General features: G+C 58.6%; 10 protein-coding genes, 2 rRNA genes and 1 pseudogene. 11 read left to right on the forward strand and 2 right to left on the reverse strand.

Annotated elements, in window-relative coordinates:
• The first annotated feature begins 47 nt into the window (after nucleotides 1-47).
• The 8 genes from BFP92_RS17855 to BFP92_RS17890 all read left to right on the forward strand — a co-directional run bounded on the left by BFP92_RS17855 (nucleotide 48) and on the right by BFP92_RS17890 (nucleotide 15,025).
• A 23S ribosomal RNA gene (locus BFP92_RS17855) occupies nucleotides 48-2,939 on the forward strand.
• Nucleotides 2,940-3,096: 157 nt separating this feature from the next.
• A 5S ribosomal RNA gene (rrf, locus tag BFP92_RS17860) occupies nucleotides 3,097-3,212 on the forward strand.
• A gap of 162 nt (nucleotides 3,213-3,374) precedes the next feature.
• Nucleotides 3,375-6,827, forward strand: coding sequence for an exodeoxyribonuclease V subunit gamma (gene recC / locus BFP92_RS17865; protein WP_065930489.1), 3,453 nt, complete (start codon nucleotides 3,375-3,377; stop codon nucleotides 6,825-6,827).
• Nucleotides 6,824-10,495 (forward strand): exodeoxyribonuclease V subunit beta, encoded by a 3,672-nt coding sequence (gene recB, locus BFP92_RS17870; RefSeq protein ID WP_065930490.1) that lies wholly within the window; start codon nucleotides 6,824-6,826, stop codon nucleotides 10,493-10,495. The genes recC and recB overlap by 4 nt, the downstream gene beginning before the upstream one ends.
• Complete coding sequence (gene recD / locus BFP92_RS17875) at nucleotides 10,492-12,561, forward strand: exodeoxyribonuclease V subunit alpha (RefSeq protein WP_065930491.1); 2,070 nt, start codon at nucleotides 10,492-10,494, stop codon at nucleotides 12,559-12,561. Before recB ends, recD begins: the two co-directional genes overlap by 4 nt.
• Nucleotides 12,562-12,703: 142 nt before the next feature.
• A complete protein-coding gene (locus BFP92_RS17880) occupies nucleotides 12,704-13,270 on the forward strand; it encodes a regulatory sequestration protein YfiR (RefSeq protein ID WP_065930492.1) in 567 nt (188 codons plus the stop codon).
• Nucleotides 13,267-14,529: a diguanylate cyclase DgcN/YfiN gene (locus tag BFP92_RS17885; RefSeq protein ID WP_065930493.1), complete on the forward strand. Its 1,263-nt coding sequence runs from the start codon at nucleotides 13,267-13,269 to the stop codon at nucleotides 14,527-14,529. The genes BFP92_RS17880 and BFP92_RS17885 overlap by 4 nt, the downstream gene beginning before the upstream one ends.
• Nucleotides 14,530-14,533: 4 nt before the next feature.
• On the forward strand, nucleotides 14,534-15,025 hold the full coding sequence (locus tag BFP92_RS17890) for an outer membrane lipoprotein YfiB (protein ID WP_065930494.1): 492 nt from the start codon (nucleotides 14,534-14,536) through the stop codon (nucleotides 15,023-15,025).
• Between the two features lie 427 nt (nucleotides 15,026-15,452).
• Here BFP92_RS17890 and BFP92_RS17895 read toward each other — a convergent pair.
• Nucleotides 15,453-15,617 (reverse strand): annotated as a pseudogene (locus BFP92_RS17895) (DUF3077 domain-containing protein); the annotation flags it as partial.
• Nucleotides 15,618-15,787: 170 nt separating this feature from the next.
• Between BFP92_RS17895 and BFP92_RS17900 the strand changes: the two are divergent.
• The 3 genes from BFP92_RS17900 to BFP92_RS17910 are packed head-to-tail and all read left to right on the forward strand — an operon-like array spanning nucleotide 15,788 to nucleotide 18,584.
• Nucleotides 15,788-16,735: a TauD/TfdA family dioxygenase gene (locus tag BFP92_RS17900; RefSeq protein ID WP_065930496.1), complete on the forward strand. Its 948-nt coding sequence runs from the start codon at nucleotides 15,788-15,790 to the stop codon at nucleotides 16,733-16,735.
• A 53-nt stretch (nucleotides 16,736-16,788) separates the two neighbouring features.
• Nucleotides 16,789-17,637, forward strand: a complete 849-nt coding sequence (locus tag BFP92_RS17905) for an EamA family transporter (RefSeq protein WP_065930497.1) — start codon at nucleotides 16,789-16,791, stop codon at nucleotides 17,635-17,637.
• Nucleotides 17,637-18,584 (forward strand): LysR substrate-binding domain-containing protein, encoded by a 948-nt coding sequence (locus BFP92_RS17910; RefSeq protein ID WP_065930498.1) that lies wholly within the window; start codon nucleotides 17,637-17,639, stop codon nucleotides 18,582-18,584. The genes BFP92_RS17905 and BFP92_RS17910 overlap by 1 nt, the downstream gene beginning before the upstream one ends.
• A 157-nt stretch (nucleotides 18,585-18,741) precedes the next feature.
• Here the strand turns inward: BFP92_RS17910 and BFP92_RS17915 are convergent, their stop codons facing one another.
• Nucleotides 18,742-19,032 carry a DUF3077 domain-containing protein gene (locus BFP92_RS17915; RefSeq protein WP_017137974.1) on the reverse strand — a complete coding sequence of 97 codons (291 nt, stop codon included), beginning with the start codon at nucleotides 19,030-19,032 and terminating at the stop codon, nucleotides 18,742-18,744.
• Nucleotides 19,033-19,658: the final 626 nt, after the last annotated feature.

Raw genomic sequence — 19,658 nt, forward strand, 5'->3', positions numbered from 1 at the left:
CGGCGAATGTTGTCTTCACAGTATAACCAGATTGCTTGGGGTTATATGGTCAAGTGAAGAAGCGCATACGGTGGATGCCTTGGCAGTCAGAGGCGATGAAAGACGTGGTAGCCTGCGAAAAGCTTCGGGGAGTCGGCAAACAGACTTTGATCCGGAGATGTCTGAATGGGGGAACCCAGCCATCATAAGATGGTTATCTTACGCTGAATACATAGGCGTAAGAGGCGAACCAGGGGAACTGAAACATCTAAGTACCCTGAGGAAAAGAAATCAACCGAGATTCCCTTAGTAGTGGCGAGCGAACGGGGACTAGCCCTTAAGTGGCTTTGAGATTAGCGGAACGCTCTGGAAAGTGCGGCCATAGTGGGTGATAGCCCTGTACGCGAAAATCTCTTAGTCATGAAATCGAGTAGGACGGAGCACGAGAAACTTTGTCTGAATATGGGGGGACCATCCTCCAAGGCTAAATACTACTGACTGACCGATAGTGAACTAGTACCGTGAGGGAAAGGCGAAAAGAACCCCGGAGAGGGGAGTGAAATAGATCCTGAAACCGTATGCGTACAAGCAGTGGGAGCCCACTTTGTTGGGTGACTGCGTACCTTTTGTATAATGGGTCAGCGACTTATTTTCAGTGGCGAGCTTAACCGAATAGGGGAGGCGTAGCGAAAGCGAGTCTTAATAGGGCGTCTAGTCGCTGGGAATAGACCCGAAACCGGGCGATCTATCCATGGGCAGGTTGAAGGTTGGGTAACACTAACTGGAGGACCGAACCGACTACCGTTGAAAAGTTAGCGGATGACCTGTGGATCGGAGTGAAAGGCTAATCAAGCTCGGAGATAGCTGGTTCTCCTCGAAAGCTATTTAGGTAGCGCCTCATGTATCACTGTAGGGGGTAGAGCACTGTTTCGGCTAGGGGGTCATCCCGACTTACCAAACCGATGCAAACTCCGAATACCTACAAGTGCCGAGCATGGGAGACACACGGCGGGTGCTAACGTCCGTCGTGAAAAGGGAAACAACCCAGACCGTCAGCTAAGGTCCCAAAGTTATGGTTAAGTGGGAAACGATGTGGGAAGGCTTAGACAGCTAGGAGGTTGGCTTAGAAGCAGCCACCCTTTAAAGAAAGCGTAATAGCTCACTAGTCGAGTCGGCCTGCGCGGAAGATGTAACGGGGCTCAAACCATACACCGAAGCTACGGGTATCACGTAAGTGATGCGGTAGAGGAGCGTTCTGTAAGCCTGTGAAGGTGAGTTGAGAAGCTTGCTGGAGGTATCAGAAGTGCGAATGCTGACATGAGTAACGACAATGGGTGTGAAAAACACCCACGCCGAAAGACCAAGGTTTCCTGCGCAACGTTAATCGACGCAGGGTTAGTCGGTCCCTAAGGCGAGGCTGAAAAGCGTAGTCGATGGAAAACAGGTTAATATTCCTGTACTTCTGGTTATTGCGATGGAGGGACGGAGAAGGCTAGGCCAGCTTGGCGTTGGTTGTCCAAGTTTAAGGTGGTAGGCTGAGATCTTAGGTAAATCCGGGATCTTAAGGCCGAGAGCTGATGACGAGCTAACTTTTAGTTAGCGAAGTGGTTGATGCCATGCTTCCAAGAAAAGCTTCTAAGCTTCAGGTAACCAGGAACCGTACCCCAAACCGACACAGGTGGTTGGGTAGAGAATACCAAGGCGCTTGAGAGAACTCGGGTGAAGGAACTAGGCAAAATGGCACCGTAACTTCGGGAGAAGGTGCGCCGGTGAGGGTGAAGGACTTGCTCCGTAAGCTCATGCCGGTCGAAGATACCAGGCCGCTGCGACTGTTTATTAAAAACACAGCACTCTGCAAACACGAAAGTGGACGTATAGGGTGTGACGCCTGCCCGGTGCCGGAAGGTTAATTGATGGGGTTAGCTAACGCGAAGCTCTTGATCGAAGCCCCGGTAAACGGCGGCCGTAACTATAACGGTCCTAAGGTAGCGAAATTCCTTGTCGGGTAAGTTCCGACCTGCACGAATGGCGTAACGATGGCGGCGCTGTCTCCACCCGAGACTCAGTGAAATTGAAATCGCTGTGAAGATGCAGTGTATCCGCGGCTAGACGGAAAGACCCCGTGAACCTTTACTATAGCTTTGCACTGGACTTTGAATTTGCTTGTGTAGGATAGGTGGGAGGCTTTGAAGCGTGGACGCCAGTCTGCGTGGAGCCAACCTTGAAATACCACCCTGGCAACTTTGAGGTTCTAACTCAGGTCCGTTATCCGGATCGAGGACAGTGTATGGTGGGTAGTTTGACTGGGGCGGTCTCCTCCTAAAGAGTAACGGAGGAGTACGAAGGTGCGCTCAGACCGGTCGGAAATCGGTCGTAGAGTATAAAGGCAAAAGCGCGCTTGACTGCGAGACAGACACGTCGAGCAGGTACGAAAGTAGGTCTTAGTGATCCGGTGGTTCTGTATGGAAGGGCCATCGCTCAACGGATAAAAGGTACTCCGGGGATAACAGGCTGATACCGCCCAAGAGTTCATATCGACGGCGGTGTTTGGCACCTCGATGTCGGCTCATCACATCCTGGGGCTGAAGCCGGTCCCAAGGGTATGGCTGTTCGCCATTTAAAGTGGTACGCGAGCTGGGTTTAGAACGTCGTGAGACAGTTCGGTCCCTATCTGCCGTGGACGTTTGAGATTTGAGAGGGGCTGCTCCTAGTACGAGAGGACCGGAGTGGACGAACCTCTGGTGTTCCGGTTGTCACGCCAGTGGCATTGCCGGGTAGCTATGTTCGGAATAGATAACCGCTGAAAGCATCTAAGCGGGAAACTAGCCTCAAGATGAGATCTCACTGGGACCTTGAGTCCCCTGAAGGGCCGTCGAAGACTACGACGTTGATAGGTTGGGTGTGTAAGCGCTGTGAGGCGTTGAGCTAACCAATACTAATTGCCCGTGAGGCTTGACCATATAACACCCAAGCAATTTGACTACTCGAAAGAGCATCAGATTGCGGTGTGTGAAGACGAGATGAACCGAAAGTTCGACGCTCACAAAACACCGAAAGCTGTCACATACCCAATTTGCTGAAGCGAAGCCATCTGGCTACGACTCAGTACCCGAATTTCTTGACGACCATAGAGCATTGGAACCACCTGATCCCATCCCGAACTCAGTAGTGAAACGATGCATCGCCGATGGTAGTGTGGGGTTTCCCCATGTGAGAGTAGGTCATCGTCAAGATTAAATTCCGAAACCCCTGATTGCTAACGCAATCAGGGGTTTTGTTTTGGGCGGTCGAAAAGTGTGGCCACGCAATGTATCAAGCGGTTCTCACTTGCAGTCTGTGACCGCCTTCAATGCTAAAGTCCATGCCTCGATTTTGCTTTTCCCAAGGAAGCCGTTATGCCGGATGCGACGTCCCTCAGCGCTGGATTCATGGTGGTTCACGGCAACCGCCTCGACGAACTGCGCAGTCTGGTAGTCAGCTGGATGCGCCGCTATCCGCTGGCTCCTTTGGAAAACGAAATCGCCCTGGTCCAAAGCAACGGCATTGCCCAATGGCTCAAGCTGGCCTTGGCCGAAGATCCCGAAGAAGATGATATGGGTGGCTGCGGCATCGCTGCGGCTATCGACGTGCAACTCCCCGGCAGCTTTATGTGGCAGCTCTATCGCATGGTTTTGGGCAAAGACGAAATCCCGCCCAAATCCTTGCTCGATAAGGCCCCACTGACCTGGCGCCTGATGCGTCTGCTCCCGGAGCTCATCGGCCAACCGCACTTCGAGCCCCTGCAGCGATTTCTCACCGACGACACCGACCTGCGCAAACGCTATCAACTGGCGGAACGCTTGGCCGACTTGTTCGACCAATACCAGGTCTACCGCGCCGACTGGCTGGAAGATTGGGCGGCCGGTCGCCACCAACTGCGCAACGGCCGAGGCGAAACAAAGCCCCTGAACCCGGCGAATTGCTGGCAGGCAGAACTCTGGCGTGCACTGCTACTGGATGTAGGCGAAGAGGGCATGGCCGAAAGCCGAGCCGGTGTTCACCAGCGTTTTATCGAGCGGATCAATACCCTCGAAAAAGCCCCCCAAGGCCTGCCGTCCCGAGTCATCGTTTTCGGCATCTCATCGTTGCCCGCCCAAGCGCTGGAAGCACTCGCCGGCCTGGCACGCTTCAGCCAAGTCTTGCTGTGCGTACACAACCCTTGCCGCCACCACTGGTCCGACATCGTTGCCGACAAAGACCTGCTGCGTAACGAGTACAAACGTCAGGCGCGCAAAGCCGGCATGCCCGTCACCATCGACCCGCAAACCCTGCACCAGCATGCGCACCCGTTGCTGGCCGCTTGGGGTAAACAGGGCCGCGACTACATTAGCCTGCTGGACAGCTACGACGACCCCAACAGCTACCGCGCTGCTTTCCGTGATGGCCGCATCGACCTGTTCAGCGACAACGAACCCACCACGTTGCTCAACCAATTGCAGGACGACATCCTCGAACTGCGCCCACTCAATGAAACCCGCGAACTGTGGCCGGGCGTCGATCTGAATCACGACAGCTCCATCCGTTTCCACATCGCCCACAGCGCCCAACGCGAAGTGGAGATCCTCCATGACCAATTGCTCCAGCGCTTCAGCGCCGAACCCGCACTGCGCCCGCGTGACATCATCGTCATGGTCCCCGACGTCGACAGCTACGCGCCGCACATCCGCGCGGTCTTCGGCCAGCTTGAGCGGAACGACCCGCGTTTTATCCCGTTCACCCTCACCGACCAAGGCCAACGTGGCCGCGACCCACTGCTGATCGCCGTCGAGCACCTGCTAAAACTCCCGGACAGCCGCTTCCCCGTCAGCGAAATCCTCGACCTGCTCGACGTTCCCGCCTTGCGCGAACGTTTTTCCATCAAGGAACGCGACCTGCCTACGCTGCACCGCTGGATCGAAGGCGCCGGCATCCGCTGGGGCCTCAACGCCGAACAGCGCGCCGGCCTCGGCCTGCCCAAGGAGCTTGAGCAAAACAGCTGGCGATTCGGCCTGCGCCGCATGCTGCTGGGTTATGCCGTGGGCACCGGAATGGCCTGTGACGGCATCGAACCCTACGATGAAATCGGCGGCCTCGACGCCGCGTTGATTGGCCCATTGGTCGCCTTGCTCGATGCGCTAAACCACGCCCATCAAGCCTTGTCACAACCGGCAAGCCCACAAGAATGGGGCGAGCGCCTGCAACGCCTGATGCAACTGTTCTTTCTGCCCAGCAGCGAGCACGACGACTATCTGCTTGGCCAACTCGAACAGTTGCGAGAAGACTGGCTGGAAACCTGTGAGTCCGTCGGCCTGCAGGACGAGTTACCCCTTACCGTCGTCCGCGAAGCCTGGCTCGCCGGCCTCGATCAAGGCCGCCTGTCCCAGCGCTTCCTCGCGGGGGCTGTCAATTTCTGCACCCTGATGCCCATGCGCGCCATCCCGTTCAAGCTGGTCTGCCTGCTCGGCATGAACGACGGCGACTACCCGCGCGCCCAACCGCCGCTGGACTTCGACCTGATGGGCAGCGACTACCGCCCCGGCGACCGTTCACGCCGCGAAGACGACCGCTACCTGCTGCTCGAGGCGCTGCTGTCGGCCCGCGATCAGCTCTATATCAGCTGGGTAGGCCGCAGCATCCGCGACAACAGCGACCGCCCGGCCTCGGTATTGATCGGCCAGTTGCGTGACCACCTCGCCAGCGGCTGGCATAACGCAGACACACAAGAACCGTTGCTGGAAGCCATGACCCAGGAGCACCCACTCCAACCCTTCAGTGCCCGCTACTTCCACGAAGGTGATGCGCTGTTCAGCTACGCCCGCGAATGGCAACTGCTCCACGAAGCACCGGTAGCCTCAGCCAAGCAAGACGAACTGGCAGAGCACCACCAGGAAGAACCTCTAAGCCTCGGCCAGTTGCAAGACTTTGTGCGCAACCCCGTCAAACACTTCTTCAGCCAGCGTCTGAAAGTGTTCTTCGAAGCCGCCGAAGTCCCGCTGGCCGATGAAGAACCTTTCGTTCTCGATGCCTTGCAACGCTACAGCCTCAGCGACAGCCTGCTCAATGCAGCCTTGGCCCAGCCCGATCACATAGACCAGGCCCTGAATGCCCAAGCCCTGCGCCTGCAAGGCAGTGGCCTGCTGCCCATGGTCGGTTTCGGCGAATGCCTGCGTAATGAATTGGTCGAGCCATTGCCCGATCTACTGCAGCGCTATCAACACTTACTGGCGCTCTGGCCTACGCCACAAACCGCTGCCGAACCGATCAGTTTTGAGCATCAAGGCATCGAACTCGAAGGCTGGATCAGTGGCCTGCATCGGCGCAGTGATGGCGGATTGTTAAGCGTCACCACCATCCCCAACAGCATCGGCTCGATCAAGACCCGCAAGTGGCATCGCCTGATCCGCCCGTGGGTCAATCATGTGGTGGCCTGCGCCTGCGGCCTGCCGCTGAGTACCGGGCTGGTTGCCAGTGACGACACCTTGCTGCTGGCCCCGCTGGAAAAAACCATCGCCCAAGACATACTCGGCAACCTGTTACTGGCCTGGCACACCGGCATGCGCAAACCACTGCCCGTAGCGGTGAAAACCGCCTTCGCCTGGCTCGGCCAAACCGATCCGGACAAGGCCCAGGCCGCCGCCAGCAAAGCCTACGAAGGCGACGGCCTGACCACCGACGGCGAACGTCGCGAAACCCTGGCGCTCACTCGCCAATTCCCGGATTACGCCTCGCTCATCGCCAGCGAAGAATTCGAAGGCTGGGCCGAAACCCTGTATCGCCCCTTGATCAACGCCCCATGGCGATCACTCAGCAGCGAGGAGGCCGGCGCATGATCGGTAAACCTTTGGCCCTAGCCTTCCCACTCAAAGGCAGCCAGCTGATTGAAGCCAGCGCCGGCACCGGCAAGACCTTCACCATTTCCGCCCTGTACCTGCGCCTGGTGCTTGGCCACGGTGGTGACCAATCCGGCTTTGGCCGCGAACTGCTGCCACCGCAAATCCTGGTGGTGACCTTCACCGACGCCGCCACCAAAGAGCTGCGCGAACGCATCCGCATCCGCCTGGCCGAAGCAGCGCGTTTTTTTCGTGACGAAATCGAGCAACCTGACGCGCTGATTGCCGACCTGCGTGACCAATACCTGCCCGAACAATGGCCGACCTGTGCCAATCGCCTGGACATCGCCGCCCAATGGATGGACGAAGCCGCGGTCTCGACCATCCACAGTTGGTGCCAGCGCATGCTGCGCGAACACGCGTTCGACAGCGGCAGCCTGTTCACCCAGACCCTGGAAACCGACCACAGCGACCTGCTCGGCGAAGTGCTGCGCGATTACTGGCGGCTGTTCTGCTACCCGATGCACGACGATGCGCTCAATTGGGTACGCAAAAACTGGAGCGGCCCCGCCGCGCTGATGCCACGCGTGCGCGCGTTGTTCGGCAGCGAGCGGCCCACCGATGAAACCCGTGAGCCGGCCGAGTTGATCAACGCTTGCTTGCAAGAGCGCCGCCAAGCGCTGGTCGCGCTCAAGGCCCCCTGGCAACAATGGGCCATCGAACTGCGCGATATCTGCCTGCAAGCCGTCGCCGCCAAAGCCGTCGACGGCCGCAAGATGCAGGCGCGTTACTTCGAACCCTGGTTCGAAAAGATCAGCGCCTGGGCCGCTGACGAAACCCTTGAACAACTCGACATCGGCACCGGCTTCACCCGCCTTACGCCCGATGGCATGGCCGAAGCCTGGAAGGGCGAGGCGCCGCGTCACCCTGGCATCGACGCCATGGCCAGCCTCAAGGCCAGCCTCGACGCACTGCCAACCCCCGACGCCGCCGTGTTGCAACACGCCGCCGGTTGGGTCGGTAAACGCTTCGAAGAAGAAAAACGCCGCCGCGCCGAAATGGGCTTCGACGACATGCTCATTCGTCTCAACGCCGCCCTGCAAACCGAAGGCGGCGAGCGCTTGGCCAGTGTGATCCGTGAGCAGTTCCCGGTCGCCCTGATCGACGAGTTCCAGGACACCGACCCGGTGCAATACAGCATCTTCGACAGCATCTACCGCATCGAAGAAAACCACCTCGACAGTGGCCTGTTCCTGATCGGCGACCCCAAGCAGGCGATCTACGCCTTCCGTGGCGCCGACATCTACACCTACTTGCGCGCCCGTCAGTCCACCTCCGGCCGCCATCACACCCTGGGCACCAACTTCCGTTCCAGTCATGCGATGGTTGAGGCGGTTAACCATGTGTTCCAGCGTGCCGAGACCGGCCGTGGCGCGTTCCTGTTCCGTGAGCCGAATGGCGACAACCCGGTGCCGTTCCACTCGGTGTTGTCCCAAGGCCGCAAAGAGCAATTGCAGGTCGATGGCCAAACCCTGCCGGCGATGAACCTCTGGCACTTGCCTACCGACCAACCTATTTCCAACGCGGTGTATCGCCAACAACTGGCCGCCGCCTGTGCCACGCAGATTGTTGAGTTACTTAATGGCGGGCAGCAAGGCACGGCCGGATTCGTAAAAGATGGCAGCTTAAAAGGCGTACTCCCGTCAGACATCGCGATTCTGGTGCGTGACGGCAAGGAAGCCCAAGCCGTGCGCGCCGAGCTGGCCGCCCGTGGTGTACGTAGCGTGTACCTGTCCGACAAAGACTCGGTGTTTGCCGCCCAGGAAGCCCACGACCTGCTGGCCTGGCTCAAGGCCTGCGCCGAGCCGGACGTCGAGCGCCCACTGCGCGCCGCCCTGGCTTGCATCACCCTGAACCTGTCACTGGCGGAACTGGAGCGTCTGAACCAGGACGAACTGGCGTGGGAAACCCGCGTGATGCAGTTCCGTGGTTATCGCGCGATCTGGCGTACCCAAGGCGTGCTGCCGATGCTGCGCCGCCTGCTGCATGATTTCAAGCTGCCGCAAACCCTGATTGCCCGCAGTGACGGCGAACGCGTACTGACTAACCTGTTGCACCTGAGCGAACTGCTGCAACAGGCCGCGTCAGAACTGGACGGCGAACAAGCGCTGATCCGCCACCTCGCCGAACACCTGGCACTGTCGGGCCAGGCCGGTGAAGAACAGATTCTGCGCCTGGAAAGCGACGAACAATTGGTCAAGGTGGTGACCATCCACAAGTCCAAGGGCCTGGAATATGACTTGGTCTTCCTGCCGTTTATCTGCTCGGCCAAGCCGGTGGATGGCAGCCGCTTGCCGCTGCATTACCACGACGAACACGGCAAATCCCAAGTCAGCCTGCGGCCCACCGCCGAGCTGATTGCCCAAGCCGACGACGAGCGCCTGGCCGAAGACCTGCGTTTGTTCTACGTCGCCCTCACGCGTGCCAAACACGCGTGCTGGTTGGGCATTGCCGACCTCAAACGGGGCAATAACAGCAGCTCGGTCTTGCACCTGTCCGCGCTGGGTTATCTGCTCGGCGCCGGTGCCTCGTTGGGCGAATCCGCCGGCCTGGCGCGCTGGCTGCTGGACTTGCAAGAGGGCTGCGCCGCCATCCACTACACCCACGTGCCCGACGCGCAAGACAGCCTGTTCCACCCGCCGCGCAACGAGGCCACCTTGCTGGCACCGCTACTGCCCAAGCGCAAGGCCGCCGAAAACTGGTGGATCGCTTCCTACAGTGCATTACGAATTGGCGACAGCATGAGCGCCGCAAGCCTTGAAGCGCCAGAAAACCCACAAGCCCAGAAGCTGTTTGACGACGAACGCCTCGACCCCGACGCACCGCGTGAAGTGGCAGCGTCTGGCGGCGACATTCACCGTTTCCCACGTGGCCCTAACCCCGGCACCTTCCTTCACGGCCTGTTGGAGTGGGCGGGCGAGGAAGGCTTCAACGTGACACCCGAGGCCATCGAAAAAGCCGTGGGCGCCCGCTGTAATCGGCGCAATTGGGAAGGCTGGATCGTCACCCTCAGCGGCTGGCTCGGCCATTTGCTGCAGACGCCGCTGCCGGTAGATAACGATCTAGTCGCCCTCAGCAGCCTGCAGCACTACCAGATCGAAATGGAGTTCTGGTTCGCCAGCCACAAAGTCGACGTGCTGGCCCTCGACAAGCTGGTGTGCCAGTACACCCATAAAGGCGTGTCCCGAGTAGCCGCCGAACCGGTGCTGCTCAACGGTATGTTCAAGGGCTTTATCGACCTGACGTTCGAACACGACGGCCGTTATTACGTGGCCGACTACAAATCCAACTGGCTCGGCCCTGACGATTCGGTCTACACGCAGGACGCCATGGAACAGTCGATCCTCGAGCACCGGTACGACCTGCAATACGTGCTTTACCTGCTGGCCCTGCACCGCCAACTGAAGGCACGCCTGCCGGATTACGACTACGACCGCCATGTCGGCGGCGCGCTGTACCTGTTCCTGCGTGGCACCCAGGCCACGAGCCAAGGCGCATATTTCACCCGGCCGCCACGGGAGCTGATCGAAGGCTTGGACCTGCTGTTCCAGGGCAAACCCATACCGCCCAAGGTTGAGCCCGCCTGGGAACAAGGAGTGCTGCTATGAGCCTGTCGCCGTTACCGCTAGAGGAGCTGATGCCCCTCAGCCGCGCCGCCGACCTGCTGCAACTGTTGGAGCGCTGGGTTGACCGTGGCTGGCTGCGCGCATTGGACAAAGCCTTCGTCGGTTTCCTCCACGAACTCGACCCACAGGCCGACCCGCTGGTGTTACTGGCCGCCGCATTGACCAGCCACCAACTGGGCCATGGCCACGTCTGCCTGGACCTGTTCGAAACCCTTAAAGCGCCAGACTTTGCCCTGTCATTGCCCCCCGAAGGCGACCTGCAAACCGGCGCCATGCTGCTGCCCTCGCAATTACTCGGCGGCCTTGATGGCGCCCACTGGTGCCATGCGCTGGCCGCCAGCCACTTGGTCGCGCTGGCTTTGGATGGCAGTGAGTCGGCTCAAAGCCGCCCGCTGGTGTTGTCCGGCAAACGCCTGTATTTGCGCCGCTACTGGACTTACGAACGGCGCATCGACACGGCGTTGCGCCTGCGCCTGGCCACCCAGGAAACCGTCGCCACTGATTTGCCGCAACGCCTGAACACCTTGTTCGAACAACCGCCACCGGACGGCGTGATCGACTGGCAAAAACTCGCCTGCGCCCTGGCCACACGCGGGGCCTTCAGCATCGTCACCGGCGGCCCCGGCACCGGCAAAACCACCACCGTAGTGCGCTTGCTCGCGCTGCTGCAGGCCCCGGCCGTAGAGGCCGGCAACCCATTGCGCATTCGCCTCGCCGCGCCCACCGGCAAAGCCGCGGCACGCCTCACCGAATCCATAAGCCAGCAAGTGTTGTCGCTGAATGTGCTGGACAGCGTGCGGGAAAAAATCCCCACCCAGGTCACCACGGTTCACCGCCTGCTCGGCAGCCGCCCCGGCACGCGACATTTTCGCCATCACCTCGGCAACCCGTTGCCATTGGACGTGCTGGTGGTGGACGAAGCCTCGATGATCGACCTGGAAATGATGGCCAACCTGCTCGACGCGTTGCCGGCTCACGCACGCCTGGTATTGCTCGGGGACAAAGACCAACTCGCCTCGGTAGAAGCCGGCGCGGTGCTCGGCGACCTATGCCGTGATGCCGAAGCCGGCTGGTACAGCCCCGACACGCGCCAATGGCTGCAAGCGGTCAGCGGCGAAGACCTCAGCGCCAGCGGCCTGCAGGAAGACCTCGAGGGCGGTCATCCGCTCGCCCAGCAAGTGGTCATGCTGCGCTACTCGCGACGCTTCGGCGAAGGTAGCGGCATCGGCCAACTGGCGCGCTGGGTCAACCAGCAAAATGCCGAAGAGGCGCGCAAACTGCTTGCCGCGCGTAGCCACAGCGACCTGTTCTGCCTCAGCCTCAAGGGCGAACACGATCACGCCCTTGAGCGCCTGGTACTGGACGGGCAGGGCGACGAAGCCCAAGGCTATCGCTATTACCTGAATCTGCTGCAAAGCGCGCGCCCGGCCCTCGACACTCCACGTGAAGACGCCGCCTGGACTCACTGGGCGCAACAACTGTTGCAAGCCTTTGACGCCTTCCAGCTGCTCTGCGCCGTGCGCAAAGGCCCGTGGGGCGTGGAAGGTTTAAACCAACGCATCACCGCCGCCTTGCGCAAAGTGCGGCTGATCGAAGGCGACGACCAATGGTACGAAGGCCGACCGGTGCTGATGACGCGCAACGACTACGGCCTGGGCTTGATGAACGGCGACATCGGCATCGCCCTCAAGCTGCCCGAAAGCGACGGTGGCCCACAGGTGCTGCGTGTGGCTTTCCCACGCAACGATGGCCAGGGTGGCGTGCGTTTTGTACTGCCCAGCCGTCTGAATGATGTGGAAACCGTGTACGCCATGACCGTGCACAAATCCCAGGGCTCGGAATTCACCCACACGGCGCTGATCCTGCCGGATGCGCTGAACCCGGTGCTGACCAAAGAGCTGATCTACACCGGCATCACCCGCGCCAAACGCTGGTTCAGTTTGATCGAACCGCGTGGCGGGGTGTTTGAAGAAGCGGTGCGGCGCAAGGTCAAACGCCTGAGTGGGTTGATGCTGGAGTTGGAGGCTGCGCCCGATGAAACTGACTGATCGGTCGTAAAATATTTCTGGTTTAGTTGTCTGATTTTTCTGAAAAAATAGCGGGCTTTGATAAACCCCCAAGTCGTGGGGTTTTCCGCCGCTGTGCTATCGTTGCGGCATCACCCTGTAAAATAGCTGAGAGAATCGCTGCATGAACGTGGCTGTCTCGCCCACAGAGCGCAGTTCGAGCTGGAGACGCATGTTACTGGTGGCGGTGCTATGCCTGCTCGCCCCGCACGTATTTGCGCAGACGCCCAGCCTGGCGGATCACCGCGCCCAGGCCGTCACCCAAGTGGTACTCGGCATCCTCAGTTATGCCCGTTGGCCGGTGGAGCCTGCGCAACTGCGCTTGTGCATCGTCGGCCCCACCCAATACACCGACGACCTGATCAAAGGCACCACCCAGGCCACTGGCCGCCCGGTGGTGGTGCAGCGTCTGCTGGCCGATAATCCCAATATCGTCAGCGCCTGCGACGCCATTTACATCGGCAAACTCTCCGCCGATGAACGCAGCCGTCTGTTCACCTCATTGATCGGCCACCCGGTGCTCAGCATCAGCGAAGGCGGCGACCAATGCACCGTGGGCAGCCTGTTCTGCCTGCGCGTGGGCGATGAGCAAGTGTCGTTCGAGGTCAACCTGGACTCCGTCGCCCGCAGTGGCGTGCGTATTCACCCCAGCGTGTTGCAACTGTCCCGCCGTCGAGCGCCGGCGCCATGAGTACCGCTAAAGTGCGGCCGACCTTGCGTTCGGTCATTGGCCGTGGGCATTTGATCCTGGCACTGGTGGCCGTGACCCTGGCCAGTGTGTCGCTGACCCTGCTCGGCGTGCTGGCGCTGCGCGTGTATGCCGAACACAACCTGCACCTGATCGCGCGCTCCATCAACTACACCGTTGAGGCGGCAGTGGTGTTCGACGACAGTGCCGCCGCCACCGAGGCCCTGAGCCTGATCGCCTCCACCGAAGAAGTGGCCCAGGCCGAAGTCTTCGATGCCAACGGCAAGCTGCTGGCGCAATGGATACGGCCCGATACCGGCATGCTCTCCAGGGTTGAACTGGCGGTGGCGCACACCCTGCTCGAACAGCCCATCAGCCAGCCGATCCTGCACCAGGGCCAACCCGTCGGCAGCATTCACTTGGTCGGCCATGGCGGCAGCCTGCTGCGCTTTTTGCTCAGCGGCCTGGCCGGAATTCTGATTTGTACCGCACTCAGCGCCTGGGTCGCGTTGTACCTGGCGCGGCGCCTGTTGCAAGGCATCACCCAACCGCTGCAAAGCCTCGCCGCCGTGGCCCACGCCGCCCGCAGCGAGCGCGATTTCGACCGCCGCGTGCCACCGGCGCAGATCGCCGAACTCGACAGCCTCGGCAGCGACTTCAACGCCCTGCTCGGCGAGATGGAAGCCTGGCAAAGCCACCTGCAAAGTGAAAATGAAACCCTCGCGCACCAGGCCAGCCACGACAGCCTCACCGGCTTGCCCAATCGCGCGTTTTTCGAGGGCCGCATGATCCGTGCGCTGCGCAGCGCCGCCAAGGTCAATGAGAAGGTGGCGGTGCTGTTCCTCGACAGCGACCGCTTCAAAGACATCAACGACAACTTTGGCCACGCCGCCGGCGATGCTGTGCTGGTCGCCGTTGCTGAACGCGTGCGTGCGCAACTGCGGGAGGATGACTTGGTGGCGCGCTTGGGCGGCGATGAATTCGCGATCCTGCTGGCGCCGCTGCACAAGGCCGAGGATGCCCAGCGCATCGCCGACAAGATCATTGCCAGTATGGACAAGCCGATCCCGTTGCCCGGCAATACCCAGGTGCTGACCTCCCTCAGTATCGGCATCGCCATCTACCCTGATCATGGCGCCACTCCCGGCACCTTGCTCAATGCCGCCGACGCGGCCATGTACCAAGCCAAGCGGCTGTCCCAGGGCGGCCAGCAAACGGCGGAGGCGGAGCCTACCGCTGCCAATGTTCAACACAGGAGTTGATCCCTTGTTCTCTAAAACGCGTGTTCTGTTTATTACTTTGCTGGTGGCCTTCCTGGCCCTCGGCGGCTGCCAGACGCCGCCACCCAAAGGCCTGAGCCCGGCGCAAATCGCGGTCCTCAAACAACAAGGCTTTGAGCTGACCGACGAGGGTTGGGCGTTCGGCCTGTCCGGCAAAGTGCTGTTTGGCAGCGATGTGGAAAGCCTCAACAAAGCCAGCACCGACATCGTCGAACGCATCGGCAAAGCCCTGACGGGCGCCGGCATCGAACGCGTGCGCGTCGACGGCCACACCGACGCCTCCGGTAAAGAAACCTACAACCAGCAACTGTCCCTGCGCCGCGCCAAAAGCGTGGGCAAGGTGCTGACCGGCGTGGGCATGAAAGAAGAAAACATCCAACTACGCGGCCTGGGCAGCAGCGAACCGGTGGCGTCAAACACCACCGTGGCAGGCCGCACCGAGAACCGGCGCGTGTCGATCGTCGTGATCGCCGACTAAGCACCACACTCAGTTCCAAAGTGGCAATGCGGTCAACTGTGGGAGCTGGCTTGCCTGCGATGGCGGTGTATCAGCAGTAGATAAGCTGCCTGACCCACCGCCATCGCAGGCAAGCCAGCTCCCACACTTATTTGTGCCAGGCCTGAATCCTGTGCCCACCACAGTCCAAATGTGGGAGCGGGCTTGCTCGCGAATGCGGTGTATCAGCAGTAGATAAGCTACCTGACCCACCGCCATCGCAGGCAAGCCAGCTCCCACACTTATTTGTGCCAGACCTGAATCTTGTGCCCGCCACCATTCAACTGTGGGAGCCGGGCTTGCCCGCGATGGCGGTGGGTCAGCTGAGGATTTACTCACTGACCCACCGCTTTCGCGAGCAAGCCCGCTCCCATATTTTGTTTTGAAGTGTGCTTGCTGGCGTGTTCGCTTAGCTGCTCGGCGTCATTGCTTGCGTCAGGTCATCCACCACGGCTTTGCCCATCTCACACAGGTAGTGTGCGGCCCAGGCGTATTGTTCGCCGCGTACATCCATGGCGGCTTCCATAGCGAGTTTCTTGGAGTAAAACAGCAAGGTGGAGGCGTGTTCAAGGCTTCGCTGAGGCTGATGCGCCATAGCCGAATTCCAGCAATAAACGTCCAGTGTTTTTATCTGTAGGAACGGTCTGCCATGACGAATTTTGATGGCTGGGCTGATGAGGTTTCGCTTTTTAGAAAGTGCTGAGTTTAGTTAAATATCCGCTCTAACTACCGTAAAGGATTGCGATGAACATAAACGTCAGTAATTTTCGCCAAGAGGTTTCTAAGGTCAGGCTTTCAAAAAAAGCTTTTGAGGAACTATTAAGTGCAAAAAAAATTATCGAATCCGAAATTCAGGATAGTCGATTTGATGCGAAGCCTGCCTATATAAATCCACTGCTATTGCCCGTTCTTAGCGAGGAACTACATAGAATACGAAACATGATTGATCACGAGAGTCATGTCTTGATCCTCGATGGCTTTAAGGTCGAAGAGCTTGCAAGCTTCAAATCGCTGGTGTGGACATTCGGTTCTTTACTAGGTAAGCCAATGGTGCAGAACCATCTCGGTCACAAGGTGATTGAGGTTTATGACCGAGGTGGTAAGAGCATTGAGGAAGGTGCGAGATACCATCAAACCCGTCAAGGTGCCTACGTACACAATGATGGGGTGAGCGACCCACTGCCTATCGATTACTTGATCTTAGCTTGCGGACAGAAAGCGCTTTTAGGCGGGGAGAGTATTCTCATTGATGCAAGCTCTGTTTATGCGGAACTGATGGCGTTCCCGGAAATACTGGAAGAACTCAAATGTGACTTCTTTTTTGAGAATCGCGGCATGTCAGATGAAGAGCAGTTGTTTAAAGCTCCCATCCTGAGTTTTTCAAGTGAAGGTGTTCCACTGATTAGATACTTTCGAGTCTACATAGAGTCGGCTCATTTGAAGGCAGGAGTGCCGTTAACAGTGGCTCAATCCCAAGCGCTGGACTTTCTAGATACCGTTCTCGATCAATCATCGGTTCAGCATCGAGTACTGCTGGAGCCAGGACAGGTACTTATTTCGGCCGATAACAAGTTTCTTCATACCCGGACACACTTCATTGATATGAGCGCCCCACGTTCCGAAATCAATGATACTGAGCCTTTGAGCGATCTGAATCGCTATATGCTACGGATGTGGTTACGCAAACAATGATGCCCCGATGTTCATAACGTAAGTCCTCAAATATCCGCCATAAGCCGAGCCCCATGGACAACTCCGATATCGCGATCACGCTGGTCTTGATCTCTGCCTTCATGCACGCCACCTGGAACGCAGTAGTCCGCGCCGGTAGCAGTCGCTTCATGACCTTGGCCATGGTTGATGGTACCGCGCTAGTGATATGCCTGCTGGCCTTGCCATTTGTCAGTGTGCCGAGCCTGGAGGTTGGGAGCTATATCCTCGTCTCCGTGATGCTCAATACGGTCTATAGGCTATTTCTGATCAAGGCGTATGAAACGGGTGACTTTGGCCAGGTTTATCCCGTGATGCGTGGGGTACCGCCCGTATTGGTCGCGCTGTTTTCCTACTTTCTGCTGCATGAGCAGTTGTCACTTCAGGCGTTGACCGGAGTGTTGCTGATTTGTGTGGGGATTATCAGCCTGACTTTTGTGCGCAGGATGACGGCGCAGATGTTCAAACCGATCCTGATGGCGGTGTGCGCCGGTGTGTTTATTGCGTCTTACACGGTGGTGGATGCCAAAGGTGTAAGAGCGAGTGAGACGGTAATGCAGTACATCATCTACCTGACAGTGTTCCAGAGTATTCCGATCCCTGTGCTGGCGTATTCCAAAGAGCGTTCAGCCTTGGCTCAAGCAATACGTGGGCATTGGCGAGTAGGCCTGTTAGGCGGTGTTTTTTACCTGGCGTCTTACGGATTGGTGTTGTTTGCGTTATCGCTGGATGCGGTCGCCAAGGTCTCAGCGCTGCGGGAAACCAGTGTTATTATCGGCGCCATTATTGCCGCGCTGTTCTTTCATGAACGGTTCGGTTGGCGACGGATGCTGTCGGCATTCGTCATTGTTTGCGGGATCATCTTGATCAAAGTGAGCACCTGATGGCCCAGCGTCCGCCTCCCACACCCATGCTTCAAGCGTTCGTCAGCGCAGCTCAAACGGGTAGTTTTGCGCGTGCTGCATCTGAGCTCAACCTCACCGCCAGTGCCATCAGCCATCAAATTGCGGGCCTTGAGGAGTGGTGGGGCGTGCAGTTGTTTGAGCGGCACTCGCGCGGTGTGAAGCTGACGGCAGCGGGGCAGGCCTTATTGCCGGTAACCGACGGATTTTTCAAGGCGCTGGACGGGGTGCTGCATTCGCTCAACCCCGGTAAATCCCAGCCGTTGTACCTCTCATGCACCTCTTCCCTCTGTTCGACTTGGCTGATTCCCAGAATGCACGGCTCTCACACTGAGGCCTCGTTCAACATTGACCTGGTGTTGATCAGCGCTGACATGAGCGGCGCCAGCCTGGAGGCTCATCAATACGATGTTGCGGTGGTGATGGGGTACGGCGACTACCCGGATCATCATGTTGAACTGCTGATGCGCGACGCGGTGTTCCCCGTTTGTTCGCCGGAGTTTCTGCGGTTGAAGGGTGATATTGCACTGGAAGATGTCGCCCGGTACCCGCTGATCCATCGGGTGGACGATCAGGTGTGTCCGGGGTGGGAAAGCTGGTTTGCATTTCAGGGGCTGGCGGCGCCGCCTTATCACCATGGGCCGCGATTTCCGGATTCGAGCCAGGCGATCAGTCTGGCGGTGAAGGGCACAGGGATTGCGCTGGGCAGAACTGCGTTGGTGTACGACCAATTGGAAGGCGGCACGTTGGTTGCGCTGAATAGCCCAGTGATGATGTCGCCAGCGGCCTACTACATTATTTGCCGAAACGGACGACAGTCGGAGCCCGATATCGCTCGGTTAATTGCTTGGCTCAAGAGCACCGCGGGTGAGTTTTTGCGGGAAGTGCGGGCTCGGTATCCGCAAATAGCCGGGGCTGGTGCGGTTTAGAAGTGGAAGGAGCAAGCTTCCTCCCACATTCCGATCGTTCCCACGCTCCGCGTGGGAATGCATCCTGTGACGCTCGCGTCACGACTTCAAGAGCGGACGCAGAGCGTCCAGGGCGGCATTCCCACGCAGAGCGTGGGAACGATCTGCGATCTAGCCTTTAGCTCGTTGGGGTCATTGCCTGCGTCAGGTCATCCACCACGGCTTTGCCCATCTCACACAGGTAGTGCGCGGCCCAGGCGTATTGTTCGCCGCGTACATCCATGGCGGCTTCCATGGCGAGTTTCTTGGAGTAAAACAGCAGGGTGGAGGCGTGTTCCAGGGCTTGCTCGATGGGCATGCCGGAGTTGACGCGGAACAGCGGTTTTTGGTTTTCGCCGTAGTCGCCGAAGGTGACGACGCCGAGGGTGGTGATGGATGAAAGGGGTGGATCGGGGACGATTTTGCTCATGATGATTGCTCTCTGCTGAAGTAGAGCTGCCACATCACATCGCTAAACATGAAGAGGGTGGCAGCTGTGTGCAGGTTAGCGATCCGGGCCAGAGCGCATCCCGGGTAGACTCGAAAGTCTCCCGCACACAGCCGCCATAAAACGCTAAAAGCTGACGAGAGCCAGCTGATACTGTTGGGGGCAGTGTTACGCCTGAAACTCGGATCGCTAAACCCGATCGCTGATGAGCAGCGAAGTCAGGAGGCTAGTGACCCAAACGGTAAGGCGCAATAGGGTAGAGAGTCTCTAGGAAATGTCCTGCAAATTAAAGCGAATCTTCGCTGATGGCCTTTTAATCCGCAGGACCACAACCTCCGCGTCTCTTTGCTAAGCGACGCGTATTTCTACTTTGCTTGCTCTTCTCACCAAGCAGTATCACTACAGGCATAACCGCACCTTTTTAAGCAGTGACAGTGAGATACACATCGTCCATTTTTTCTAAGAAAGTCTGATAGGTCGATGGTTAAATAAGCATGGTTGCCATCAGGTTGTTCCACCTTGCCCCTGAATATCTTTGAGCAGTTGCTCTTATGTCTATAACAAAGCAAGCCAGCCCTCGAGGTCTTCAGGGGCAGCCTATTGTCACT

Source organism: Pseudomonas sp. 58 R 3 (assembly GCF_900006605.1).
Lineage (GTDB): Bacteria > Pseudomonadota > Gammaproteobacteria > Pseudomonadales > Pseudomonadaceae > Aquipseudomonas > Aquipseudomonas salomonii.